21 protein-coding genes are annotated in these 24,179 nt (G+C 60.9%); 9 read left to right on the top strand and 12 right to left on the bottom strand.

What is annotated here, in order from left to right:
- Window positions 1-135 precede the first annotated feature (135 nt).
- The 4 genes from paoC to V8J63_RS17310 form a co-directional block, all read right to left on the bottom strand.
- Window positions 136-2,334, bottom strand: coding sequence for an aldehyde oxidoreductase molybdenum-binding subunit PaoC (paoC, locus tag V8J63_RS17325; RefSeq protein WP_336464394.1), 2,199 nt, complete (start codon window positions 2,332-2,334; stop codon window positions 136-138).
- Window positions 2,331-3,287, bottom strand: a complete 957-nt coding sequence (locus tag V8J63_RS17320) for an FAD binding domain-containing protein (RefSeq protein ID WP_125926933.1) — start codon at window positions 3,285-3,287, stop codon at window positions 2,331-2,333. The genes paoC and V8J63_RS17320 overlap by 4 nt, the downstream gene beginning before the upstream one ends.
- A complete protein-coding gene (gene paoA, locus V8J63_RS17315; protein ID WP_016775137.1) occupies window positions 3,284-3,907 on the bottom strand; it encodes an aldehyde dehydrogenase iron-sulfur subunit PaoA in 624 nt (207 codons plus the stop codon). Before paoA ends, V8J63_RS17320 begins: the two co-directional genes overlap by 4 nt.
- Window positions 3,908-4,176: 269 nt before the next feature.
- The gene (locus V8J63_RS17310) at window positions 4,177-5,931 is read right to left on the bottom strand and encodes an L-lactate permease (RefSeq protein ID WP_130902471.1); all 1,755 of its coding nucleotides are present in this window, start codon (window positions 5,929-5,931) and stop codon (window positions 4,177-4,179) included.
- 244 nt (window positions 5,932-6,175) lie between these two features.
- Here V8J63_RS17310 and V8J63_RS17305 point away from each other — a divergent pair, with 244 nt between their 5' ends.
- Window positions 6,176-6,382 (top strand): hypothetical protein, encoded by a 207-nt coding sequence (locus tag V8J63_RS17305; protein WP_016775135.1) that lies wholly within the window; start codon window positions 6,176-6,178, stop codon window positions 6,380-6,382.
- Window positions 6,383-6,432: 50 nt separating this feature from the next.
- Here the strand turns inward: V8J63_RS17305 and V8J63_RS17300 are convergent, their stop codons facing one another.
- Window positions 6,433-6,714: a hypothetical protein gene (locus tag V8J63_RS17300; RefSeq protein ID WP_130902472.1), complete on the bottom strand. Its 282-nt coding sequence runs from the start codon at window positions 6,712-6,714 to the stop codon at window positions 6,433-6,435.
- A 280-nt stretch (window positions 6,715-6,994) separates the two neighbouring features.
- Between V8J63_RS17300 and V8J63_RS17295 the strand changes: the two genes are divergently transcribed.
- Together V8J63_RS17295 and V8J63_RS17290 are read left to right on the top strand one after the other, a co-directional pair.
- Complete coding sequence (locus V8J63_RS17295) at window positions 6,995-8,017, top strand: hypothetical protein (RefSeq protein ID WP_130927139.1); 1,023 nt, start codon at window positions 6,995-6,997, stop codon at window positions 8,015-8,017.
- Window positions 8,018-8,107: 90 nt separating this feature from the next.
- Window positions 8,108-8,728: a TetR/AcrR family transcriptional regulator gene (locus V8J63_RS17290; protein ID WP_336464393.1), complete on the top strand. Its 621-nt coding sequence runs from the start codon at window positions 8,108-8,110 to the stop codon at window positions 8,726-8,728.
- Between the two features lie 202 nt (window positions 8,729-8,930).
- On the opposite strand, the gene preA is transcribed toward V8J63_RS17290, so the two are convergent.
- The 3 genes from preA to hydA all read right to left on the bottom strand — a co-directional run bounded on the left by preA (window position 8,931) and on the right by hydA (window position 13,177).
- Window positions 8,931-10,205, bottom strand: a complete 1,275-nt coding sequence (preA, locus tag V8J63_RS17285) for an NAD-dependent dihydropyrimidine dehydrogenase subunit PreA (protein WP_071172797.1) — start codon at window positions 10,203-10,205, stop codon at window positions 8,931-8,933.
- Entirely contained in the window at window positions 10,206-11,573 is a 1,368-nt protein-coding gene (locus V8J63_RS17280) for an NAD(P)-dependent oxidoreductase (protein ID WP_336464392.1), read from the bottom strand.
- 164 nt (window positions 11,574-11,737) lie between these two features.
- Window positions 11,738-13,177, bottom strand: coding sequence for a dihydropyrimidinase (gene hydA / locus V8J63_RS17275; RefSeq protein WP_262140327.1), 1,440 nt, complete (start codon window positions 13,175-13,177; stop codon window positions 11,738-11,740).
- 624 nt (window positions 13,178-13,801) lie between these two features.
- Between hydA and V8J63_RS17270 the strand changes: the two genes are divergently transcribed.
- The 4 genes from V8J63_RS17270 to V8J63_RS17255 all read left to right on the top strand — a co-directional run bounded on the left by V8J63_RS17270 (window position 13,802) and on the right by V8J63_RS17255 (window position 18,901).
- Window positions 13,802-15,286 carry an NCS1 family nucleobase:cation symporter-1 gene (locus tag V8J63_RS17270; RefSeq protein WP_125926938.1) on the top strand — a complete coding sequence of 495 codons (1,485 nt, stop codon included), beginning with the start codon at window positions 13,802-13,804 and terminating at the stop codon, window positions 15,284-15,286.
- Between the two features lie 235 nt (window positions 15,287-15,521).
- Entirely contained in the window at window positions 15,522-16,805 is a 1,284-nt protein-coding gene (locus V8J63_RS17265; protein ID WP_336464390.1) for a Zn-dependent hydrolase, read from the top strand.
- A gap of 201 nt (window positions 16,806-17,006) precedes the next feature.
- Window positions 17,007-18,503, top strand: a complete 1,497-nt coding sequence (locus V8J63_RS17260; RefSeq protein WP_071172794.1) for a helix-turn-helix transcriptional regulator — start codon at window positions 17,007-17,009, stop codon at window positions 18,501-18,503.
- Between the two features lie 140 nt (window positions 18,504-18,643).
- Complete coding sequence (locus V8J63_RS17255; RefSeq protein WP_024013284.1) at window positions 18,644-18,901, top strand: DUF1652 domain-containing protein; 258 nt, start codon at window positions 18,644-18,646, stop codon at window positions 18,899-18,901.
- 1,065 nt (window positions 18,902-19,966) lie between these two features.
- Here the strand turns inward: V8J63_RS17255 and V8J63_RS17250 are convergent.
- From V8J63_RS17250 to V8J63_RS17235, 4 genes are all read right to left on the bottom strand, one after another.
- Window positions 19,967-20,734, bottom strand: a complete 768-nt coding sequence (locus tag V8J63_RS17250) for an SDR family oxidoreductase (protein ID WP_024013283.1) — start codon at window positions 20,732-20,734, stop codon at window positions 19,967-19,969.
- Window positions 20,735-20,771: 37 nt separating this feature from the next.
- Window positions 20,772-21,839: a phosphotransferase family protein gene (locus V8J63_RS17245; RefSeq protein ID WP_130927225.1), complete on the bottom strand. Its 1,068-nt coding sequence runs from the start codon at window positions 21,837-21,839 to the stop codon at window positions 20,772-20,774.
- 163 nt (window positions 21,840-22,002) lie between these two features.
- On the bottom strand, window positions 22,003-22,971 hold the full coding sequence (locus V8J63_RS17240; protein ID WP_024013281.1) for a 2-hydroxyacid dehydrogenase: 969 nt from the start codon (window positions 22,969-22,971) through the stop codon (window positions 22,003-22,005).
- A 156-nt stretch (window positions 22,972-23,127) separates the two neighbouring features.
- The gene (locus V8J63_RS17235) at window positions 23,128-23,511 is read right to left on the bottom strand and encodes a tautomerase family protein (RefSeq protein WP_016775121.1); all 384 of its coding nucleotides are present in this window, start codon (window positions 23,509-23,511) and stop codon (window positions 23,128-23,130) included.
- 136 nt (window positions 23,512-23,647) lie between these two features.
- Between V8J63_RS17235 and V8J63_RS17230 the strand changes: the two genes are divergently transcribed.
- A complete protein-coding gene (locus tag V8J63_RS17230) occupies window positions 23,648-23,932 on the top strand; it encodes a hypothetical protein (protein WP_373877948.1) in 285 nt (94 codons plus the stop codon).
- Window positions 23,933-23,984: 52 nt separating this feature from the next.
- Window positions 23,985-24,155 carry a hypothetical protein gene (locus V8J63_RS17225; RefSeq protein ID WP_177433339.1) on the top strand — a complete coding sequence of 57 codons (171 nt, stop codon included), beginning with the start codon at window positions 23,985-23,987 and terminating at the stop codon, window positions 24,153-24,155.
- Window positions 24,156-24,179 lie beyond the last annotated feature (24 nt).

Raw genomic sequence — 24,179 nt, 5'->3', positions numbered from 1 at the left:
CCTGAACTTGCCGTTGCGATTATGGATACACAGAAGACTTTCACGTCGCTGCACATCCTGAATATACCCGGATCGGTCCCCTCTCCCTTTGGGAGAGGGCTAGGCGGGCGGCGTTCCGATGAGGGGCTTTTCGCTTCAGATCATCTCCGGCAACGAATCAAGAATCTTGTCCAGCGTAATCGGATACTCCCGCACCCTCGCGCCGGTGGCGTTGTAGATCGCATTGGCCACCGCTGCACTCACGCCGCAAATCCCCAATTCACCCACGCCCTTGGCCTTCATCGGCGACGAAATCGGGTCGGTTTCTTCGAGGAAGATCACTTCCTGATGGGGGATGTCGGCGTGCACCGGCACTTCGTATCCGGCGAGGTCATGGTTGACGAAAAACCCCAGACGCTTGTCCACCGCCAGTTCTTCCATCAACGCCGCGCCGACGCCCATGGTCATCGCGCCGATGACCTGACTGCGCGCCGACGTCGGGTTGAGAATTCGCCCCGCAGCGCAAACTGCCAACATGCGCCGTACGCGAACTTCGCCAGTGGCGGCATCGACGGCGACTTCGACGAAGTGCGCGCCGAAGGTCGATTGCTGATACTTCTCGGCCAGATCACCGAATTCGATGCTGTCCTCGCCGACCAATGCGCCGCCTTCAGCCGCGTTGCGCAGCGGCAGGCTCTTGCTGCCGACGCGCACCTGACCATCGGCGAACTCCGCCTGATCCGCCGCCAGCCCCAGCTTCTGCGCCACCGCTTCGCGCAGTTTCACGCACGCAGCGTAGACCCCGGCGGTCGAGCAGTTGCCGCCGAACTGGCCACCGGAACCGGCCGACACCGGGAAGTCCGAATCGCCCAGACGCACCACCACATCATGGAGACCAACGCCCATCATCTCGGCAGCGGTCTGCGCGATGATCGTGTAGCTGCCGGTACCGATGTCGGTCATGTCCGTTTCGACAACCACCTTGCCGTCGCGCTCCAGGCGTACGCGGGCGCCGGACTTGACCAGTAGGTTGTTGCGAAACGCCGCCGCCACGCCCATGCCGATCAGCCACCGGCCTTCACGACGGCTGCCCGGTTGTGCCTTGCGCTGATCCCAGCCGAATTTCTCCGCGCCGATCTGCAGGCATTTGACCAGTTGGCGTTGGGAGAACGGCCGCTCGGTTTTCACCGGGTCGACTTGTGTGTCGTTAGCGATGCGGAACAGCACCGGGTCCATCTTCAGTTGTTCGGCCATTTCGTCCATGGCGATTTCCAGCACCATCAGCCCCGGCGCTTCACCCGGCGCGCGCATGGCGTTGCCTTCAGGCAGGTCGAGCGGTGCGAGGCGCATGCTGACGCGGCGGTTTTCTGCGGCGTAGAGCAACTGGCTCGGTTGCGCGGCCAGTTCGACCTTGCCGTCAGCGAGGTTGCCTGACCAGCCTTCATGGGCGATGGCGGTCAGTTTGCCGTCCGCCGTGGCGCCCATGCGGATGCGCTGAATCGTTGCCGGGCGATGGGTGGTGTTGTTGGCCATTTGCGGGCGGGCGAGGGCGACTTTCACCGGCCGCCCCGCCATGCGCGCGCCGAGAGCGGCGAGGATCACGTCGGCGCGGATGAACAGCTTGCCGCCGAAACCACCGCCGATGTACGGCGAGACCAATCGGACTTTTTCCTTCGGCAGGCCGAGGGTTTTCGCGATGTCACCGACACTCCAGGCGACCATCTGGTTCGAAGTCCACACGGTCAGATGATCGTTTTTCCACGCGGCGAGTGTGGCGTGCGGTTCCATCATCGCGTGGGACTGGTCTGGTGTGGTGTAGGTCTGATCGAACTGCACCGGCGCGGCGGTGAAGGCCTTGTCGAAGTCGCCGTGATTGACGTCGGGCAGCTCGTCTTTCGGCTCGACGCCGAGGTCTTTGACGCTGGCCAGATCGAACTTGCCTTCGCTGGTCTCGTAATCGACCCTGACCAGTTGCGCGGCGGCGCGGGCCTGTTCGAAGGTTTCGGCAACCACCAATGCAACGGCTTGCTGGTAGTGCTGCACTTCGGGACCGGCGAGCAGATGCGCGGCGTTGTAATCGCCTTTGTCGAGCTTGCCGGCATTCTCGGCAGTGACGATTGCGAGTACGCCGGGCGCGGCTTTGGCTTCGTCGAGATGAATGGCTTTGATCCGCCCTTTGGCGATCGCCGAATCGACCATGAATCCGTAGGCCTGATTGGCCGCCGCTTCATGTTGTTCGTAGGCATAAGTGGCCTGGCCGCTGGTTTTCAACGGGCCTTCGATGCGCTCGGTGGGCTGGCCGACGACCTTCAGGCGGTCGATGGGATTGGTGGTGGCGGGCGTGTCGAATTTCATGCGGTTTCCCTCGCTTGCGCCAACACCGAAGCCAGCGTGCGCTCGACCAGTGTCAGTTTGAATTGGTTGTCATCGGTGGGTGTAGCGCCTTCGAGCAGGCGTTCGCTGACCGCTTTGGCGCCCTTGGGCAACAGCGCTTCAGCGGCTTCGACCCGCCACGGTTTCGGCGCAACGCCGCCGACGGCGACACGGCCCGTGCCGTCCTTTTGCAGGATCAGACCGACTGAAACAAGGGCAAACGCGTAGGACGAGCGATCCCGCACCTTGTGATAAATGTGCGTGCCGCCGACCGGTGCCGGCAGGGTCACGGCGGTAATGAATTCGCCGGGCGTAAGGCTGGTTTCGATATGCGGCGTGCTGCCCGGCAACTGATGGAAATCGGCCATGGGAATGCTGCGCGTGCTGCCGTCAGGCTTGACCGTTTCGATCTGCGCATCCAGCGCGCGCATGGCGATGGCCATGTCGCTCGGGTGGGTGGCGATGCAAGCGTCGCTGACGCCGATTATTCCGAGTTGCCGGGTCACGCCACCGATCGCCGCGCAGCCACTGCCGGGGTTGCGTTTGTTGCAGGCTTGATGGGTGTCGTAAAAGTACGGGCAGCGGGTGCGTTGCAGCAGGTTGCCGGCGGTGGTCGCCATGTTGCGCAACTGCCCGGAGGCCCCGGCGAGCAAGGCGCGGGAGAGCAGGGCGTAGTCCTTGCGCACGCGCGCGTCGGCGGCCAGATCAGTGTTGCGCACCAGCGCGCCGATGCGCAGTCCGCCTTCGGGTGTTGCTTCGATCTGGTCCAGGCCGAGGTGGTTGATGTCGATCAGGTGTACCGGGGTTTCGATGTCGAGTTTCATCAGGTCGAGCAGGTTGGTGCCGCCGGCGATGAACTTGGCGCCCTCGACTTGCGCAGCCTGGGAAGCGGCTGCGGCAGGCGAGTCGGCGCGGCTGTAATTGAAGGCTCTCATGCCGGCACCTCCGCGACTTCAGTGATGGCTTCGATGATGTTCGAGTAAGCGCCACAGCGGCAGATATTGCCGCTCATGCGCTCCTGCAGTTCGGCGGCAATCAGTTTCGGCGGCTCGGTCAGGCTCGGGCTGACGTGGCTGGGAATGCCGTCGCGGATTTCTTTGAGCACAGCGACCGCCGAGCAGATCTGCCCAGGGGTGCAATAGCCGCACTGGTAACCGTCGTGCTTGATGAACGCGGCCTGCATCGGGTGCAGCTTGTCCGGCATGCCGAGGCCTTCGATGGTGGTCACCTCACTGCCGTCGTGCATCACTGCCAGGGTCAGGCAGGAGTTGATCCGCCGACCATCGGCGATCACCGTGCAGGCGCCGCACTGGCCGTGGTCGCAGCCTTTCTTGGTGCCGGTCAGGTGCAGGTGTTCGCGCAGGGCGTCGAGCAGGGTAGTGCGGGTGTCTACTTCGAGGGTTTGCGGTTTACCGTTGACTTGCAGGGTCACTTTACTCATGGCCGGTTGCTCCAGACTGGCCGCGTAGGCCTTGAGGCTGATAAAGGGGGGCATGGCGAACGCCGTCGCGGTTACGGCGCCGAGGATCATGAAGTTGCGTCGGGAAATCGGCATGGTTCGATTCCTTTTCTCTCATCGGGCGGCAGGATTGCAAAAGGCCCAAACGGGCGCGCCGGCATGCATGCCAGTCTCGTAAAAGGAGTGACCGCAGCGGGAGGGAAAAGGTTTTGTCGGATTTGCGCTAAAGAGTTATGTGCGCAGCTCATCAATAGACCCGTGGGAGCGAGCCTGCTCGCGAAAGCGTCGGGTCAGACCCAGCCGCTGCTGGATGTGCCGACCTCTTCGCGAGCAGGCTCGCCCCACAGTGGAGTTGTGTTTTGCAGTTATGGCCCACCCACCACCATCGAGGTAAACGGTGCGACATACGCCTGCAACGTCACCAGCCCGCCGACCAGGATCGCCAGCACGATCGAGTGGAAGAACACATAACGCAGAATCTCGCCCTCATGCCCATACCAACGGGTCGCGGTGGAGGCGACGACGATCGACTGCGCGTCGACCATCTTGCCCATCACCCCACCGGAACTGTTCGCTGCCGCCATCAGCACCGGACTGATACCCAGCTGTTCCGAGGTCACCCGTTGCAAGCCGCCAAACAGCACGTTTGACGCGGTATCGGAACCGGTCAGCGCCACCCCCAGCCAGCCGAGCAGCGTGCCGAACATCGGATAGAAAATCCCCGTCGCCGCGAACGCCAGGCCCATGGTCGCATCCAGCCCCGAATAGCGCGTGAGGAAGCCCAGCGCGAGCATCGCCGCAATCGTGATCAACGAAAATCGCACCACCCACAACGTGCGCAGGTACTGCTTGATCAGTTGCGGGATCGAATAACCCATCAGCAGACCGCCAACAATCGCCGCCAGCAAAATCCCGCTGCCGGTCGCGGTCAGCCAGGTGAACTTGTAAATCGCTTCCTCGGCTTTCGGCGCCGCGACAACCGGCGGTACTTTCTCGATTTGCAGATGCAGACCGGTGAAGGTCACCGCCGGGGCGAAAATCGGATTGGCCTCGCGCACCGGTTTGCCTTGCGGGTCGAGCTTGGCCGATTGCGTGACCGGGTCGATCACCGGTCGCGTATCGAACATGTTTTTGAAGCCCTGCGTGCCCCAGGCAAACACGAACACCGTGAGAATGATCCACGGCATCCACGCACGCATCACTGCCGGGCGCGCCTGATCGCTGAACGCGGCGCTGGCGGTGACTGTTTCTTCGTCGACCTTGGAGTTGTCGACGCGCCCGGACAACGCTGCCGAGGTGTGGATGGTCGCCGGTTTCCACACCTTGAGGAACAGCGTCAGACAGGCCATGGAAATCAGCGCAGCGATGACGTCCACCAGCATCGGCCCGTGATAGTTCGAGACGAGAAATTGCGGGATGGCGAAACTTACTCCGGCCACCAGAATCGCCGGCCACACCTCGAGCATCTTGCGCCACCCGGCAAAGGCCCAGATCAACCAGAACGGCACCAGCACCGAGAAGAACGGCAACTGTCGCCCGACCATCATCGACAGCTCCATCTCATCCAGCCCGGTGACTTTGGCCAGGGTGATGATCGGCGTGCCCAGTGCACCGAAAGCCACGGGCGCAGTGTTGGCGATCAGCGCCAGACCCGATGCGGCCAATGGCGAAAAACCCAGGCCGATCAGAATCGCCCCGGTCACCGCCACCGGCGTGCCAAAGCCTGCCGCACCTTCGAAGAATGCACCAAAGCAGAAGGCGATCAGCAGCAACTGCAAGCGTCGATCATCGGTGATGCGCGCTAGGGAGTCCTGCAGCACTTTGAACGAACCGTTTTCGGTGGTCAGGCGATGCAGAAAGATGATGTTGAGCACAATCCAGCCGATCGGCAGCAAGCCATTCGCCGCGCCGAACAACGCCGCCGAACCGGCCATGCCCGCCGGCATGTCGAAGGCGAAAATCGAGATCAGCAGGGCGGACGCCAGCGCCATCAGCGCCGCCAGATGCGCCTTGACGTGAAAGAACGCCAGCGCCGCGAGCATCACCACCACCGGCACTGCGGCCATCAGCGTGGAGAGTACCGGGTTGCCGAACGGGTCGTAGATTTGCTGCCAGACCATGATCCACCTCTGCTTATTGTTATTGAGGGCGCAGATCCATTGCATGGGGGTAGGTTGCAAGCAGTATAGGTGGCGTTACGCCGCTGTTTGGCTGCGACGAACAAGCCGACAAACGGTCGATAGTGGCCACTGAATCAACGCGCTTTTGCCCGGTCGTATCTGCGGCTGCGCGCACTGCGTCCCGAAGACGCGGGCAGCGTGGCGATTTCCGTCGTCAAGACCTTGGGTTTTAGGGAAGTGTTGAATGAAGCAAGCGACAACGATGCTGCTCACTGTGACCGCCGCCGTATTGCTCAGCGGCTGTATTGCGGATTTTGATGATGACCACCGGCATGGCCGGCACTACGACCGCGACCATGGCCGCTATTACGACCATGACCGGCGCTGGGACGACCGCGATGACGACCGCCGCGATGGCCGTCGTTATCACCGTGATCGCGATGATGACTGATTGAATGAAGAGGGCGTTCCCATCAAAGGAACGCCCTCTGTGCATCAGCCTCAGTTGAAAAAACGAGCGTTCGCCTGGACGCGGGATCGCGTAGGCACCGAGGCCTCGTGATCGAGCAAATGGGTGGCGAGTATGTCGCTCAGAAAACGGAACTGATCGTTGAGGCCGACCACTTCATTGCTGAAATGGTTGCTGGCGGCGGGCATCAGCAGATCGTCGAAATCCTTGTTGAACACCAGCATCTGCGCCTTGCGCGGAACGACGTGCTGTTGGTAGTAGTTGCTGCCGAACACCGGGAAACTCACGGAGAGGGTGACTTGGGTGTGGATCATGGTGTGAACGCCTCGTTGTGTTTCGGATGGATCAATCGTGCCTTTCATCATGGGAGGGCGGAAGGCAATCGTGGCGATGGTGGATATCGATGGTGGTGATGGTTGAGGTTTGCGGCGCTGCTGATGGCGCCTTCGCGAGCAGGCTCGCTCCCACAGGTGCAACACATTTCAAATGTGGGAGCGAGCCTGCTCGCGAAGAGGCCGGAACCTTCAGCATCGAAATCGACTGACCTGCCTATACTCAAACCAGCACCTCCCCAAGCCAAAGGACACCGCCACCGTGAACCCGCGCGCGCTGGTCGTTGCCGCACTGCTTTTGCTGGCCGGCTGCGCCACCTCGGCTCGGGCGCCGGTGAGTGCGCCGCAGGCGGTGGTGGTGTCGGCGCAAACCTGGCAGCAGATCGACCGCGAGATCCTCAGCGCTTCGCAGCAGGCCACCGAGCAGGTCAAGCTGTTCGCCCGTGGCTCGATGGAACATTGGCGCACTCGGGTCTATCAGCAAACTGAAGAAAATTTCATCCCCTGGTTCAGCAGCTACTGGACCCAGGAATGGCTGTCGATGAAGGTCAGTTGGTACACGATCAGCGCCGGCGGCGAGCAGGACGCTTCGGCGAAACGGCTGGCGGCGTATCTGCTTGAGCAATATCAGGAAAAAGTCCTCGCGCCGGTCGCCGTGGAGATCGATCCGGATGCGATTCTGGCGCAGGCCACGGCGTTCTATGCGCAGTTGATGGCGCAGCAGATGCCGCTCATCGCCCAGCGTCACGGTGTGCCGATTGCGCAGCTCAACGGCCGCTTGCAGAAGATCCCGGCCATCGCCCTAGGCCCGCCGCCGGCGCGGGATGCGTCGCTGTTCAAAGTCATCAGCACCGAGCCGCTGAACACCCTCCCGGCGTACGCCGCACTGATCGACAAGATCCACACCGACGGCGGCGCCAAGGGCATCTCTTCCACCGACGCGGCGATGGCCCCGGTGGCCAAGCGCGCCAGCCAGCGCATCGAAGCGGAAATGGCCCCGCGCGGCGCCGCCAGTGCAGTGGCGGCAGCGGCGGGTAAACTCGCCGGGGCGATGATTTCGGTCGGCGTGGCCGGCATACGCGCAATCATCCAGGCCAACGACCGCCCCGACAGCGAAGCGCTGATCCGCAGCAGCCTCGGCAACACCTTCGACAAGGCCTGGCAGAAGCTGCTGCAGAATCCGACAACGGGGGTGATGGCCGGCACGCTGCACATGGCCGGGCAGGTCGAAGGTAATCTGGGCGTGAGTGAACCAACGTCTATCGGTGTGAGCGCTGTGCCATAGCGCTTGTACCTGCGAAGTTTTGTTGGCGGCGGTCGCGCCCGGATCAGAGCGGATGCTAGTCTTGCGCAACGCTGTTGTCAGGGAGCCCACATGGGCAATCACAAGATCGAAATTCGCCGCAGTAACGTCGAGAAAATCCTGCTGGCGGCGGAAAAGGTTTTCGCCGAAAAAGGCTTCGGCAGCACCGCCATGGCGGACATCGCTGCCGAAGTGCAGTTGCCGCGTTCCAATCTGCATTACTACTTCAGCACGAAGAGCGAGCTGTACAGCGCAGTGCTGTTCGATCTGCTGGAAGTGTGGAAGCAGGACGCCCTGTGCTTCGAGATGTTCGACGACCCGCGCGTGGTGCTGAGCAGTTACATCCGCGCCAAGATGAACCACTCACGCAGCCGGCCCTATGGCTCGAAGGTCTGGGCCAACGAGATCATCCACGGCGCGCCGACCTTGGGCGACGCGCTGGATGCGAGCCTGTATGACTGGGCGAAGATGAAGGAAGCGAAGATTCGCCAGTGGGTCGAGGACAAGCGGATTCTGCCGGTGGAGCCGTCGGGTTTGCTGTACATGATCTGGGCGTCGACCCAGCATTACGCCGACTTTGATCATCAGGTGAACATTCTCAATGATCACCAGCCGTTGTCGGATATGCAGTTCGAGCGGGCGGTGCAGACCGTGACGGGGGTGATTTTGCGCGGGATCGGGCTGGAGCCTTGAAGAGCACCATCAAGGGCTTACCCTCACCCCAGCCCTCTCCCAGAGGGAGAGGGGGCCGACCGAGGTGTATTGAGAGGTACATCGACCTGAAAGACCGTGTCGATTATGGATTCACAACAACTCTTTCAGGTCGGCGAAGTTTGTCAGCATCCCCCAATCAGTCCCCTCTCCCTTGGGGAGAGGGCTAGGGTGAGGAGGTTTTTCAGACTGCAACGTGGTAGGGGTTGCGCGGATCATGATTCCAGTCCAGAAACGGCTTGCCCGTGTCCATCGGCACCATCTCGATGCAGTCGGCCACGGGGCAGGTGATCTGGCACAGGTTGCAGCCCACACATTCCTCATCGATCACTTCATATTTATGCGTACCGTCGGCCTGTTTCAGACTGCCGATCGCCTGGTGTGAGGTGTCTTCACAAGCGATGTGGCAACGCCCGCAACCAATGCACGCCTCCTGGTCGATCTTTGCGATGACCTGGTAGTTGATATCGAGGTACTTCCAATCCGTGGTGTTACCCACGGCGCGCCCGGAGAACTCGGCAATATTGGCGTAGCCCTGGCTGTCCATCCACCGCGACAGGCCATCCTTCATCTCTTCGACAATGCGGAAACCATGCAGCATCGCCGCCGTGCACACCTGCACCGCGCCGCTGCCCAGCGCCATGAACTCCGCGGCGTCGCGCCAGCTGCCGATGCCGCCAATGCCGCAGATCGGCAAGCCTTGGGTCTGCGGGTCACGGGCAATTTCCGCGACCATGTTCAGCGCAATCGGCTTGACCGCCGAACCGCAATAACCGCCGTGGGTGCTTTTGCTGCCGACGGTGGGCAGGGCGACCATATGGTCCAGGTCGACGCTGGTGATCGAGTTGATCGTGTTGATCAGCGACACCGCATCGGCGCCACCACGATGCGCCGCCCGGGCAGCGACGCGGATGTCGGTGATGTTCGGGGTGAGTTTGACGATCACCGGCAGCGAGCAGTACGTCTTGCACCAGCGCGTCACCTGTTCGACATACTCCGGCACCTGACCGACCGCCGCGCCCATGCCGCGTTCGGGCATGCCGTGGGGGCAGCCGAAGTTGAGTTCGATGCCGTCGGCGCCGGTCGCCTCGACCAGCGGCAGGATGTGTTTCCACGACTCCTCGACACACGGCACCATCAGCGACACGATCAGCGCGCGATCCGGCCAATCCTTCTTCACTTGGGTGATTTCGCGCAGGTTGATTTCCAGCGAACGGTCGGTGATCAGTTCGATGTTGTTGATACCCAGCACTTCGCGATTGGCGCCGTAATGCGCCGAATAACGCGAGGAAACGTTGACCGCCGCCGGATCCTCACCCAGGGTTTTCCAGACCACGCCACCCCAGCCCGCTTCGAAGGCGCGGACCACGTTGTAGGCCTTGTCGGTGGGTGGCGCAGAGGCCAGCCAGAACGGGTTGGGCGCTTTGATACCGGCGAAGACTATCGAGAGATCGGCCATTTACGCAGCCTCCACGTTGACCATCAGTTGAGCGTTGATCGCCTCGGCGGCGCGTTTGCCGTGCTGCACCGCTTGCACGGTAAGGTCATGATCGAGGCTGGTGCAGTCGCCGCCGGCATACACGCCGGGGACACTGGTGCGCAGGTGTTCATCGACCTCGATGCGTTCGCCCTGACGTTTGAGCTCGCGCGCCAACGGGTCGCTGAGAGCGCTGTCATCGAAGCTCTGGCCGATGGCTTTGAAGATCGCATCGGCAGCCAGCTCGAAGGTTTCTCCGGTGGTTTGCAGACGGCCTTCAACCAGATCGGTGCGGGCGAAACGCATGCCGCGCACGCGGCCCTGATCATCGAGCAACACTTGCTCCGGCTGCGCCCAGGTCAGCAATCGCACCTGATTGGATTTGGCGATGTCCTGCTCATGGTGGGTGGCGCCCATGTCTGCCGCACCACGGCGATACACCAGATTGACATCGCGCGCGCCGAGGCGGGCCATTTGCACGGCCATGTCGATCGCGGTGTTGCCGGCGCCGAGAACGATGCAGCGTTCAGCCAAGGGCAGTTGCGTGAGGTCATCGGCCTGGCGCAGTTCGCGGATGTAATCGGTGGCGGCGAGCAGGCCCGGCGCGTCTTCGTGGGCCAGACCGAGTTGCTTGCTGGCATTCAGGCCGAGGCCGAGGAATACCGCGTCGAACTGTTGATGCAGTTCGCTGAGGGTGAGGTTTGCACCGAGTTTCTGGCCGTGGCGGATTTCTATTCCGCCAATCTGCAGGAGAAAATCCAGTTCTTTCTGCGCGTAGTCATCGACCAGTTTGTACTTGGCGATGCCGTACTCGTTGAGCCCGCCGGCTTTTTCCCGTGCTTCGAAAATCACCACGTCATGCCCGTGCATCGCGCTGCGATGAGCGCAGGACAACCCGGCCGGCCCGGCGCCGACCACGGCGATACGTTTGCCCGTGGCCGGGGCGCGCTGGAACGGATGTTCGGCGAAATGTGCGTTGTCCACGGCATAACGTTGCAGCAGACCAATCAGCACCGGCGCACATTCCTGCGCGTTGTTGCGCACGCAGGCCTGCTGGCAGAGGATTTCCGTCGGACAGACCCGCGCGCAACTGCCGCCGAGGATGTTTGCCGAGAGGATCTTTTGCGCCGCGCCCTGTACGTTGTCCTGATGGATGTTGCGGATGAACGACGGGATATCGATTTCGCTGGGGCACGCATTGACGCAAGGCGCGTCGTAGCAATACAGGCAGCGCGAGGCTTCCAGATGCGCCTGACGGGCATTGAGCGGCGGCGCCAGATCAGTGAAATGGCCGGCGAGGGCGGCCGCGCTTTCGTGCGGGTGGGGAAGGTGATTCAGGGTCTCGATCACGGTTTATGGCCTCATGGCTAATTGAGGTGCTGCCTCTGGTGGGCAGTGGTTGATCGTTCCCACGCTCTGGGTGGGAATGCCTCAAGGGACGCTATGCGTTCCAATGGGACGCAGAGCGTCCCGGGCTGCATTCCCACGCAGAGCATGGGAACGATCACTAGGGGTCAGCGTTTAACGGCAGTCGGCTTATGCAACTCCGCCCGCTTGCTCAACAAATCAAACACTGCCGGGTAGGCCGGCCGTTCGATGTAGCGTCCGGCGCCGCGTTCGGCGCGCAGGTCGCCGTCGGCCCAGACCACACGGCCCTGGCTGACGGTGTGGCTCGGCACGCCGCGCACGGTCTTGCCTTCGAAGATGTTGAAGTCCACCTGCTGATGGTGGGTTTTGGCGGAAATGGTCCGAGTGCCTTGCGGATCCCACAGCACCAGATCGGCATCGGCGCCCACGCGGATCGCACCTTTGCGTGGATAGAGATTGAAAATCTTCGCGGTGTTGGTAGAGGTCAGCGCAACGAAATCCTGCATCGACAATCGTCCGGAGTTGACGCCTTCATCCCACAACACCGCCATACGGTCTTCGATACCGGCGGTGCCGTTGGGGATCTTGCTGAAGTCGTCGCGGCCGGCGGCTTTCTGCTCGGCGCAGAAGCAGCAGTGGTCGGTGGCGGTGGTGTGCAGATTGCCGTTCTGCAGCCCGTGCCACAGCGCCTCCTGATGGCCGCGCGGACGGAACGGCGGGCTCATCACGTAGCCGGCGGCGGTCTGCCAGTCCGGGTGTTGATAGACGCTGTCGTCAAGCAGCAAGTGCCCGGCCAGCACCTCACCGTAAACCGGCTGGCCCTTGCTGCGGGCATAGGTGATTTCGTCCAGAGCTTCCTTGGTGGAAACGTGCACCAGGTACAACGGCGTTCCGATGGTTTCGGCGATACGGATCGCCCGGCTCGCGGCTTCACCTTCGACCTGCGAAGGCCGTGACAGCGGATGCGCTTCCGGCCCGGTAATGCCCTGGGCCATCAGCTTGCGTTGCAGGTGATAGACCAGCTCGCCATTTTCCGCGTGCACGGTCGGCACCGCACCGAGTTCCAGACAGCGCTCGAAACTCGCCACCAGAGTGTCGTCGGCGGCCATGATCGCGTTCTTGTAGGCCATGAAATGCTTGAAGCTGTTGATGCCGTGGTGGCTGACCAGCTCGGCCATTTCCTCGCGCACCTGCTCGCTCCACCAAGTGATCGCGACGTGGAAGCCATAGTCCGACGCGGACTTTTGCGCCCAGCCGCGCCACTGATGAAACGCGTCCATCAGCGATTGCTGCGGATTGGGAATGACGAAGTCGATGATCGAGGTAGTGCCGCCGGCCAGACCGGCAGCGGTGCCGCTGTAGAAATCCTCGCTGGCAACGGTGCCCATGAACGGCAGTTGCATATGCGTATGCGGATCGATGCCGCCGGGCATCAGGTACTGGCCACTGCCGTCGAGCATTTCTGCGCCGGCGGGAATGTCGAGGTTTTCACCAATGGCTTTGATCACGCCGTCAGCGCAATAGACGTCGGCGCGGTAACTTTCATCATGGGTAACAACGGTGGCGCCACGGATCAACAGAGACATTCCGGATTCCTCGCAGGCATGACCGACTTGTGCCGGTTCTAAATGTTTTATTGAGGTACAGCGGCGAAGTTCGTATTCCTGTCATCGCTGTCAGGAATAGAAACTAGTCGCGATTTCAAGAATGATCAAGAATATTTTTTATAAGCTTATAGCTGTTTCAAGCTATTGATAAATAAAGATAAAAACGATAAATCACCAAAATGGTGAGGCCGTTCACCATTTTGACGCACTTGACAGGATGGAAATATGAGCAAGATTTCCTATGTGAAATCAGCCGCTTGAAGTTGTGCTGCGGTTGCGGGTTCACCGACAAAAATAAATGCAGTGCACCAGTTTGAGTCCTGACACTTCGGACAACTTGCCCGACGTTTAGCCTGAGCGTTCAGACAAGTTTTCCCTGACTCATCGAATATTCAATTAAAACTGATAAATATCAGAAAGTTGCAAAGCATCCAGTGCACCGCCCAAGCGTTAAGCGCGAGAACCGGCACGTTTATTGATGCCGCCGCTGACACCATGGCCGGTGCATGAAAGTTGTCAGTTCCTCCGGCCATCGTCCGGCTGGCGTCGTATGCGCCAGCCGCCTGATGAGCAAAAAATAATCAGAAGAACAGTGGAGCGGCCATGCAACAGACCAGATCACAAGTGACCGAGCGCGACGGCTTGTACGAGCTCGAAGCCGGCAGCGACGTCCTCGACAGTCCCCGTTACAACCACGACATGGCACCGACCAAGGTGCGCGAACGCACTTGGAACAAATGGCACATCACCGCGCTGTGGGTCGGCATGTCGATTTGCGTGCCGACCTACACTCTCGGCGGCGTGCTCACCGCTTATTTCGGCTTGAGCGTCGGCGAAGCGCTGTTGGCGATTCTGTTTGCCAACGTCATCGTGTTGATTCCACTGACCCTCAATGCTTTCCCCGGCACCAAGTACGGCATTCCGTTTCCGGTGCTGCTGCGCTCGTCGTTCGGCATTCTCGGTTCCAACGTGCCGTGCCTGATCCGCGCGTTGGTGGCGTGTGGCTGGTTCGGCATCCAGACCATGTTCGGCGGACTGGCGATTCACCTGTTTCTCGGCTCGGTGTTCGAGGGCTGGAAATCCCTCGGCGGCACCGGCGAGGTGATCGGTTTCATGGTGTTCTGGGCGCTGAATCTGTGGGTGGTGATTCGCGGTGCCGAGTCGATCAAATGGCTGGAAACCTTGTCGGCGCCGTTGCTGGTGGCGGTGGGCATTGGCCTGCTGGTGTGGGCGATGCCCAATGTGTCGATGACTGAGTTGCTGGCGATCCCGCCCAAGCGTCCGGAAGGCGCCAGCGTGGTGAGTTACTTCGCGGCAGGGCTGACGGCAATGGTCGGGTTCTGGGCCACGCTGTCGCTGAACATTCCCGACTTCAGTCGCTACGCCAAGAGCCAGAAGGATCAGATCCTCGGGCAGATTTTCGGCCTGCCGCTGACCATGTTCCTCTTCGCCGCGCTGGGCGTGGTGATGACCGCCGCATCGGTGAAAATGGTCGGCGTCACCGTGTCCGACCCGGTCACGCTGATCGGCCATATCCAGAGCCCAGTGTGGGTCGCTGTGGCCATGGCGCTGATCATCGTTGCCACACTGTCGACCAACACCGCCGCCAATATCGTCTCGCCAACCAATGACTTCCAGAACATCGCACCGAAGGTGATCAACCGCACCAAAGCGGTGTTGCTCACCGGTCTGGTCGGGCTGGTGCTGATGGGCCATGAACTGCTGAAAAAGCTTGGCCTGATCGTTTCCGACATCAGCCTGGAAACCGTGTATTCGAACTGGCTGCTGGGCTACTCAAGCCTGCTCGGGCCGATCGCCGGGATCATGGTGGTGGATTATTTCCTGATCAAGAAACAGCGACTGGACCTCGCCGGGCTGTACCGCGATGACGTGTATCCGGCTTGGAACTGGGCGGGTTTTCTCGCCTTTGGCGTGCCGGTGGCGCTGACCTTGCTGTCGCTGGGCAGCGACGCGTTCAGCTGGTTCTACAGCTATGGCTGGTTCACCGGCTCGGCGTTGGGCGGAGTGATTTATTACGGGTTGTGTGTAATGCGGGCGCAGCCTTCTGCCGTGAAAACAGCGGTGTGAGCGAGGGCCTTTTCGCGAGCAGGCTCGCTCCCACATTGGAAATGCATTCTCACTGTGGGAGCGAGCCTGCTCGCGAAGGCGATGCGCCATACACCGCCGAAACTGATCGTTCCCACGCTCTGCGTGGGAATGCAGCCCGGGACGCTCTGCGTCCCAACAGCGGACGCAGAGCGTCCATGGATGAATGCCCACGCAGAGCATGGGCACTATCGGCATCAGCATTGAGGAGATCCCCATGAACGCAGCCGGAGACGTTCTGCAATCCACCCATCAGCACATCAACCGCGATCGCCTCTGGGCCTCGCTCATGGAACTGGCCAGACTTGGTGCCACGGTCAAGGGCGGCGTCTGTCGCCTGGCCCTGACCGACCTCGACCGCCAGGCCCGCGACCTGTTCGTGCAGTGGTGCAAGGACGCCGGTTGCAGCGTCACGGTCGATGCCGTGGGCAACATTTTCGCCCGGCGCGCCGGGCGCAACCCGAACCTGCCGCCGGTGATGACCGGCAGCCACATCGACACTCAGCCCACCGGTGGCAAGTTCGACGGCTGCTTCGGTGTGCTCGCCGGCGTCGAAGTGCTGCGCACTCTCAACGACCTCGGCGTGGAAACCGAAGCGCCGCTGGAAGTGGTGGTCTGGACCAACGAAGAGGGCTCACGCTTCGCCCCGTGCATGATGGGCTCCGGGGTCTTCGCCGAGAAATTCACCCTCGAAGAGACTCTCGCCAAGGTCGACGCCGACGGTGTCACCGTCGGCGAAGCGCTGAATGCCATCGGCTACGCCGGCCCGCGCAAGGTCAGCGGGCATGCAGTCGGCGCCTATTTCGAAGCGCACATCGAGCAAGGCCCGATCCTCGAGGACGAAGAGAAAACCATCGGTGTGGTACTCGGCGCGCTCGGGCAGAAGTGGTTCGACCTGAAATTGCGCGGCGTCGAAGCCCACGCCGGCCCGACGCCGATGCACCTGCGCAAGGATGCCCTGGTCGGCGCTTCGGTGATCGTCGGCGCCGTCAACCGCGCCGCCCTCGGTCATCAGCCTCACGCCTGCGGCACGGTCGGCTGCCTGCAAGCCTATCCCGGCTCGCGCAACGTGATCCCCGGCGAAGTGCGCATGACCCTCGACTTCCGGCATCTGGAGCCGGCGCGGCTGGATTCGATGATTGCCGAAGTGAAACAAGTGATCGATGCGACCTGCGAAGAGCACGGCCTCACTTATGAACTGACCCCGACCGCCGACTTCCCGCCGCTGTACTTCGAAAAGGGCTGTGTGGAGGCGGTGCGCGGCGCCGCGAAAGGGCTGGGTCTGTCGCACATGGACATTGTCAGTGGCGCCGGGCATGACGCGATCTTCCTCGCTGAGTTAGGCCCGGCGGGAATGATTTTTGTGCCATGCGAGGGTGGGATCAGCCATAACGAAATCGAAAATGCAGCGCCGGATGATCTGGCGGCGGGGTGCGCGGTGTTGCTAAGGGCGATGCTCGCGGCTTCGGCGATGGTGGCGGACAGCGAGCGTGCCGCCTAAGGTAAACACACCAAGCAAACCTGTGGGAGCGAGCCTGCTCGCGAATGCGCCGGGTCAGTCACCGAATGGTCTATCTGACCCAGCGCTTACGCGAGCAGGCTCGCTCCCACAGGGGATTTCTAGCGATTTTGAGGCCGTGGCACGATCCCGAACCGCTGCGGTCGTACTCTTCACCTAGCCGCATCACAGTGTGGAGATCCAATGAGCCAGGAAGTCCTGACCACCGAAACCAACCGTCGCCAGTTGCAGCAGATCATCGCCGGGCTGTCGGACGGGGTGATTCTGCTGGAACTCGACAAAAGCATTCTCTGGGCCAACGAAGCGGCGCTGACCATGCACGGTGTCAGCACCATCGGTGATCTGGGCAGCAACGCCGACGAGTACGCCAAACGCTTCACGCTGCGCTATCGCAACAATCATGTCTTGCCGCCGGACAACTACCCGATCAGCCGCGTCGCCCGCTGCGAGGCGTTCAATGATGTGCTGATCGAAGTCTCGTCCGTGGACGACCCGGAGCGGGTCTGGGTGCATAGCGTGCGCAGCATGGTGCTGACCGACCGCGTCGGCCAGCCCGAGTCGCTGGTGCTGATCATGAGCGACGTTACCGACTGGGCCAACGCCGAGCTGCGCTTCGAAAAAACCTTCAACGCCAACCCCGCGCCGGCAGTGATCTGTCGTCTCAGCGATTTGCGTTACATCAAGGTCAACCCGGGCTTTCTGGAAATGACCGGCTATACCCGCGATCAGGTGATCGGCACCTCGGCTTACGAAATCGATATCTTCGAGCAGGCCGATCAGCGCGATCTGGCCGTTCAGCGCTTGCGCGATGTCGCGACCATTCCGCAGATGCAGGCGGAACTGCGCCTCCCCGACGGTGGCAGTAAACAGGTGATCGTTGCCGGTCAGCCGCTGCTGCTCAATGACGAGAATTGCATGCTGTTCTCCTTCGTCGACATGGAGCCTCGGCGCCGGGTCGAAGTGGCCTTGCGTCAGAGCGAGGAGCGCTTTGCCAAGGCTTTTCGTCTGACTCCGGTGCCGATTCTGATCTGCACCGCTGAAAAGCAGGAGGTCATCGACGTCAACCAGGCATTCCTCGATACCCTGGCCTATGACAGCGATGACGTACTCGGGAAAACCGTGACGCAATTGAGCTTCATCCACGATGACGGCGCGCGCACGCGACTGCTGTCGGCGCTTGCGAAGAACGGTCGGGTGGATCGGGTCGATGTGCCGGTGCGCAAGAAGGACGAGGAGTTGCTGGAGTGTGCGGTCTCGGCCGACACCGTGAACATTCACGACACGTCCTGCTATTTGCTGGTGCTGATGGACATGACCGAGCGCAAGCGCACTGAGCTTGAGCTGGTCGCGGCTATTGAAGAGGTGATGAAGGATGCGTCGTGGTTCAGCCGGACGCTGATCGAAAAGCTGGCCAACGTGAAGAAGATCAACTCGCCGCAGCTGCCCAGTGCCTCGTTCACTGACCTGACGGCCCGTGAACGCGATGTGCTGGGCTTGATCTGTGAAGGACTGGCGGACAAGGAGATCGCCGCGCGGTTGAAACTGGCGCCCAATACCGTGCGCAATCATGTTGCCACTGTGTACTCGAAAATCGATGTGCATAGCCGCAGCGAGGCGATCGTCTGGGCTCGGGAGCGCGGTTTGTTTTCGGGAGAGTGGGGCACCAAGGGCCAGCGCTGAGGGGTGCAAATGCACTAGTTACAAGGGTGCAAATTCATGTATTGGCCAAGGCGTTGTGTTCTTAGGCTGGTGGGGTGCGGTGTAGACCATTTCGGGTTTGCGATCGTGCCCCTTTTGAAACAGTCATAGGAACAACGTCAATGATGAATCTTGCGCAGTTGCGCGCTCGGCTCGAGCACAGTTTTGCGCCGCTGGCTTGTGAGTGTTCGGTGGATGGTGATCATTCGCTGACGGTCAAGTTGTATCACCGGGATTCGGGGCAGGTGGATCTGGTGATCAGCGGGCTGGATCTGGCTTCGCTGCGTACGCCTGGGGCGGTCGAGGCGTTGGTGGATGAGTTGCGGTATGAGCTTGAGAGCAATTCCTTGCGTTCTTCGCGGGATCCGGATTTGGCTTAAGCGCGCTTTGGGTCTTGGCGGCCTTTGGGCCGGCCATGCTCTTGGGGTTTTGGGTGTATATCCGTTTTTTTGGGTGTCGCGGCTGGCGGTTTCGCCCTTACGGCGAGGCACTTTTTCCAGACGCCGAAAAAGTACCCAAAAAGGCTTCGCCCTGACGTTCGGCCCGCTCGCTGAGGCTCGGGGTTCCTTCGCTCCGGGACTGATCCGGGCGCAGCGGCTACGGTTTGCTTCGCTGCACCTCCTTGCGCTGTGTACGACTGCGTCGTACGGTCGCTGCGCTCCCACGCCCGGATCAATCCCTCCACTCAGCCTGCCGACGGGCTCCAGGATCAAAAGCTTTACTCGAGCTAACGCTCATCGTGTGGAGCTGCCGAAGGCTGCGATCTTTTGATTTTGATTTTCTGTGGGAGCGAGCCTGCTCGCGAAGGCGGCCTGTCAGCCGACCTGTTTCTTGAGGTTGTACTCAGTCTTGTTGTAGGAGTAAGCCTGCTCGCGATGCGACCTTTGCCTGCAACGATGATCTCAATCCAGCCCTCTGCCGGAAAATCCCCGCAAAACCGACAGCCAATCCCAGCCAATCTCCCCAATCCACTGGCGCTAACAAGGCGCTCAGCTATAAAGAATGAGTTGTCAGGTCTTCCGCGGCCGGTTGGGTTGCGGGAGTTTGTCTCTCTTTACCGCGGGTCGTCCTATGAATAATCCTGGGAAACGCGTATTGCCGTTGGCTTTTCTTGCAGTGTTGTTGGCCGGTTGTGCCAGTCCTCCACCCCCTGCGCCTGTCGCGCCGCCGCCTCCGCCGGAACGTCGGTGTGAGGTGCTGGAGAATACTGAGGTTGCCGGGGATATGTATGTCGATGGGCAGGTAACGCGCCACATCACCACTACCCGTTGCATAACCCAATAACACTCGCGATTCCTCGATTGCACGAGGCCTGGAACCCAGCAGTGACCCTGTGGGAGAGAGCCTGCTCGCGAAGGCGTGGTATCAGTCAAAACATAGCTGACTGACACAACGTTTTCGCGAGCAGGCTCGCTCCCACACGGGACAGCAATTTGCCCTGGAAATCAGGACAGGAACCCGCCATCCACATTCAGCGCCACGCCGGTGGTGTAGCTCGACGCATCACTGGCCAGGTACAACACCGCGCCGGCCATTTCGCTTGGGTCGGCTACGCGTTTGAGCGGGATCTGCGTCAGTGCCTGTTTCAGAATCGCATCGTTCTTGACCAGCGCCGAGGCGAATTTGGTGTCGGTCAGGCCGGGGAGCAGGGCGTTGCAGCGGATGCCGAATTGCGCGCATTCCTTGGCGAATACTTTGGTCATGTTGATGACCGCCGCTTTGGTCACCGAATAGATGCCCTGGAAGATACCCGGGGAGATGCCGTTGATCGAGGCGACGTTGATGATGCTGCCGCCACCGTTTTCGCGCATCAGCTTGCCGGCTTCGACCGACATGAAGAAATAGCCACGAATGTTCACATCGACGGTCTTCTGGAACGCGCCCAGATCGGTGTCGAGTACGTTGCAGAATTGCGGGTTGGTCGCGGCGTTGTTGACCAGGATGTCGAGGCGGCCGAATTGTTCCTTGATCCCGGCGAAGACCTGGCTGATCTGCTCCATCTCACCGATGTGGCAGGCCACGGCTGTTGCCTTGCCGCCGGCGGCGGTGATGGCGTCGGCGACGTGTTGGCAGCCTTCGAGCTTGCGGCTCGAGACGATCACATGGGCGCCTTGCTGGGCCAGCAGTTTGGCGATGGCTTCACCGATGCCACGGCTGGCACCGGAGACGAAAGCGATTTTGCCGTCGAGGTCGAACAACTGAGTCTTGGACATGGGTTTCCCTTGTTGGAAGTCTTGTTATTGGCCCGGATCAGAGGCTGGATTTCTGGATGACCTGCAGGCTCATCTGCTCCAGCAGTTTGTTCATGTGAATGAACTGCGCGAAGCGTTTGTCCTGCGTCTGGCCATGGTAGAAGCGGTAGTAGATCTGCTGCACGATGCCGGCCAGGCGGAACAGGCCGTAGGTGTAGTAGAAGTCGAAATTGTCGATGCGGATGCCCGAGCGCTCGGCGTAGTAGTCGACGAATTCGCGGCGGGTCAGCATGCCCGGTGCGTGGCTCGGCTGGCGACGCATCAGTTGCACCGGTGCCGGGTCGCCGGCTTCGATCCAGTAGGCGAGGGTGTTGCCCAGGTCCATCAGCGGGTCGCCGAGGGTGGTCAGTTCCCAGTCGAGCACGCCGATGATCTGCATCGGATTGGCCGGGTCGAGGATGACGTTGTCGAAGCGATAGTCGTTGTGGACGATGCTTGAGGTCGGGTGGTCGGCCGGCATCTTGTCGTTGAGCCAGGCTTTGACTGCTTCCCAGTGCGGCGCGTCCGGGGTCAGGGCTTTTTCGTAGCGCTCGCTCCAGCCCCTGATCTGCCGCGCGACGTAGCCTTCGGGCTTGCCCAGATCGCCGAGGCCGCAGGCGTTGTAATCGACCCGGTGCAGTTCGACGAACCGGTCGATGAAGCTTTTGCACAGCGCTTCGGTTTTCGCCGAATCAAGGCCCAGTTCCGGCGGCAGTTCGGCGCGTAGGATGATGCCCTTGACCCGTTCCATCACATAGAACTCGGCGCCAATCACCGATTCGTCGGTGCAGTGCACATACGCTTTCGGGCAATACGGAAAGCCGTCGCGCAGTTGGTTGAGAATGCGGAACTCACGGCCCATGTCGTGGGCGGATTTGGCCTTGTGGCCGAACGGCGGACGGCGCAGAACGAATTCTTGCTCAGGGTATTCCAGCAGGTAGGTCAGGTTCGACGCGCCGCCGGGAAACTGGCTGATCTGCGGAGTGCCGGTCAGGCCGGGAATGTGCGCCTTGAGGTACGGATCGATCAGGCTGGCATCGAGTTCTTCGCCCGCGCGGATCCGGGTGGACTGGTCAGTAAGCGCCATGCTTATCCCTTCTGCTTATTTTGGAGGCCAGACATCATTGGCTAATCTAATGGCGCGCTCGGGTGCTCACAAGCGCGGGTCGGTCTTATAGGTTAGCGTGTTGCTGGATAATCAACTTTGAGAATGGGGCGAGCAGCGGCGCAGACCGAGGATCCTGCGCGCCTTAATGCACGCGCTGGTTGCTCAGTTTCGGTGGCAGGGCGACAGGCGTCAGCACCGGTTGCCCGGAGAAAAACGCCATCAGGTTTTTGCCGACCAGTTCGACAGTGCCTTGCGTGGCTTCAGGGGAAAGCCCGGCGACGTGTGGGGTCAGCACAACGTTGCTGAGGTGTTTCAGGGCATCAGGCACTTCCGGTTCGTGATCGAACACGTCCAGCGCTGCGCCGGCGATACGACGTTGTTCGAGTGCAGTGATCAGGTCTGCCGTTGCGATAACGCTGGCGCGGGCGATGTTGACGATAAATCCCTTGGGGCCGAGGGCATCGAGCACGGCTCGCGTCACCAGATGTTGAGTAGCAATGCCACCAGGCGTGGCAACGACCAGAAAGTCCGAAGCTCGCGCCAGATCGGTCGGTGTCGAGCAGAACGCATAAGCGACGTCGCTGCGCACCTGGCGGTTGTGGTAGCTGATCTGCATGTCGAAACCCAGCTCCGCACGCTTGGCAATCGCCATGCCCACGGCGCCCAGCCCGAGGATGCCCAGACGCTTGCCGGCCAGCGACGGGCGCATGATTTTCGGCCATTCACCGCGGCGCACGGCGGCATCGCAGCGCGGGATGTCGCGGACCAATGCCAGCAGCAATGCCATCGCATGATCGGCCACTGACGAGGCGTTGACTCCGGCGCCATTGGTGACGGTGATCCCGCGGTCGCTGGCCGCTTGCAGGTCGACCTGTTCATAACCTGCACCGATCACCGTGATTATTTTCAGGGCGGGCAGGGCGCTGATCTCTTGCGCAGTCAGGCCCAGCGGGCCGCGAGTGAGCACGGCGTCGATGCGACTGCCATGGGTGGCGATGGCTTGCGCGCGTTCGGCTGGCGTTGGTGCAAGGATCAGGTGGAATCCCTGATGCTCAAGAATCGGCAGATAGTCATTGATCGTTTCAACCAGTACCAGAACGGTTGCGGGCATTGCGCGGCTCCTGTGATTGGCGGCGGGTGGGTCGCGAAAGTCGACTCAGAGTGCTGAATCCGCAGCGGCTTGGCAATCGTTGCATTCAAGCAGTGGTGCTTTGATTCTGGACGGGTTCGTGGAACAAGCAAGTACGCAGGCATGGCGCACGACCCATCAGCTGACGTATTGCGCAACACCATTACCGAACGACCAGTTCTCTTTCTTTACCTCCAGCAGATTGATGAACACATCCTCCAGGCGAATACCCAGTTGCGCATGCAGGCGCTCGGCAATGGTTTTGAACAGCAATTGTTTCTTTTCCACGCTGCGCCCTTCGCTGATGGTGATCTGGATGAACACCACGCCGTCGCTGCGCTGGATGCCGAGGTATTGCGGGTCATAAACGAAATGCTGGGCGTCATGTTCGTTGAGAATCTGGAAGTTGTCGTGCTCGGGCACATCGATACAGCTGCGCAGAGCGGCGTAGATCTGTTCGCCGATGCGCCTGGCGAAAGTGGGATCGGGATTTTGCTGGATGTCGACGCGGACCAGTGGCATGGGGGCTCCTTGGGTTATGGCTTCTCACACGCTAGATCAAGGTCAGGGTTCTGGCAGGTAATTGGTCTGGAATATTGCAAATTCCGTGTATGAGGCGGCTTACGTGACTCGCGGATTTTGCCTACGGGAATGGCAGATGCGTCTGCTGGTCAGCACCCGTATGGATGCGAAATCATCACGCCTCAGAGCAGCTTGCGCGATAGCTGCCACCAGCCAGGGAAGGCGAATGCTTCAAAACGACCGGGAAAACCTCGAACTGGACAAGCTGATGAATGAAATACGCAAGCTTGTGGCCGAGAGGAAAAAACTTGTGGCGGAAGAAAAAAAGATGAAATGGGAAACCTATTTCTACCCGGTTGCGGTAGTGGCCGGAATGTTGACCGCGACAGCGGCCTTGATCGGCCTTTCGCTCAAGTTATGAATGTGCGCGTTTCGCTCTATCCAACCCGTTACCCGCGAAAAAGGAAATCACCATGAGTACGTTCGACCGCCAAGCCATGATTGACCGTTCCGATCGAGAGCACGACGAGTACGTAGAAAGGTTACGCCTCCAGCAGCGAGGCGACATCGTTCCGATCCTCGCATTGCTGAGTCTTGCCTTGCTTTGCATGTCGTTTGGCTTTCTGGTCGCTCGATTGATCTGATCGTTCCGGCTGCGCACGGTGCCG

The sequence above is a fragment of the Pseudomonas sp. CCNWLW23 genome (genome assembly GCF_037095675.1).
GTDB classification, from domain to species: domain Bacteria; phylum Pseudomonadota; class Gammaproteobacteria; order Pseudomonadales; family Pseudomonadaceae; genus Aquipseudomonas; species Aquipseudomonas atacamensis.
This window is presented reverse-complemented; position numbering and strand designations above follow the sequence as displayed.

Bases quoted from the DNA above. Each gene is read 5' to 3' on its own strand.
- V8J63_RS17300 (WP_130902472.1), bottom strand. From the start codon at position 6,714: ATGATCCACACCCAAGTCACCCTCTCCGTGAGTTTCCCGGTGTTCGGC.
- V8J63_RS17290 (WP_336464393.1), top strand. From the start codon at position 8,108: ATGGGCAATCACAAGATCGAAATTCGCCGCAGTAACGTCGAGAAAATC.
- V8J63_RS17225 (WP_177433339.1), top strand. From the start codon at position 23,985: ATGAGTACGTTCGACCGCCAAGCCATGATTGACCGTTCCGATCGAGAG.
- V8J63_RS17310 (WP_130902471.1), bottom strand. From the start codon at position 5,931: ATGGTCTGGCAGCAAATCTACGACCCGTTCGGCAACCCGGTACTCTCC.
- preA (WP_071172797.1), bottom strand. From the start codon at position 10,205: ATGGCCGATCTCTCGATAGTCTTCGCCGGTATCAAAGCGCCCAACCCG.
- V8J63_RS17230 (WP_373877948.1), top strand. From the start codon at position 23,648: ATGCGTCTGCTGGTCAGCACCCGTATGGATGCGAAATCATCACGCCTC.
- V8J63_RS17255 (WP_024013284.1), top strand. From the start codon at position 18,644: ATGATGAATCTTGCGCAGTTGCGCGCTCGGCTCGAGCACAGTTTTGCG.
- V8J63_RS17235 (WP_016775121.1), bottom strand. From the start codon at position 23,511: ATGCCACTGGTCCGCGTCGACATCCAGCAAAATCCCGATCCCACTTTC.
- V8J63_RS17320 (WP_125926933.1), bottom strand. From the start codon at position 3,287: ATGAGAGCCTTCAATTACAGCCGCGCCGACTCGCCTGCCGCAGCCGCT.
- V8J63_RS17305 (WP_016775135.1), top strand. From the start codon at position 6,176: ATGAAGCAAGCGACAACGATGCTGCTCACTGTGACCGCCGCCGTATTG.
- V8J63_RS17260 (WP_071172794.1), top strand. From the start codon at position 17,007: ATGAGCCAGGAAGTCCTGACCACCGAAACCAACCGTCGCCAGTTGCAG.
- V8J63_RS17250 (WP_024013283.1), bottom strand. From the start codon at position 20,734: ATGTCCAAGACTCAGTTGTTCGACCTCGACGGCAAAATCGCTTTCGTC.
- paoA (WP_016775137.1), bottom strand. From the start codon at position 3,907: ATGCCGATTTCCCGACGCAACTTCATGATCCTCGGCGCCGTAACCGCG.
- V8J63_RS17265 (WP_336464390.1), top strand. From the start codon at position 15,522: ATGAACGCAGCCGGAGACGTTCTGCAATCCACCCATCAGCACATCAAC.
- paoC (WP_336464394.1), bottom strand. From the start codon at position 2,334: ATGAAATTCGACACGCCCGCCACCACCAATCCCATCGACCGCCTGAAG.
- V8J63_RS17270 (WP_125926938.1), top strand. From the start codon at position 13,802: ATGCAACAGACCAGATCACAAGTGACCGAGCGCGACGGCTTGTACGAG.
- V8J63_RS17240 (WP_024013281.1), bottom strand. From the start codon at position 22,971: ATGCCCGCAACCGTTCTGGTACTGGTTGAAACGATCAATGACTATCTG.
- hydA (WP_262140327.1), bottom strand. From the start codon at position 13,177: ATGTCTCTGTTGATCCGTGGCGCCACCGTTGTTACCCATGATGAAAGT.
- V8J63_RS17245 (WP_130927225.1), bottom strand. From the start codon at position 21,839: ATGGCGCTTACTGACCAGTCCACCCGGATCCGCGCGGGCGAAGAACTC.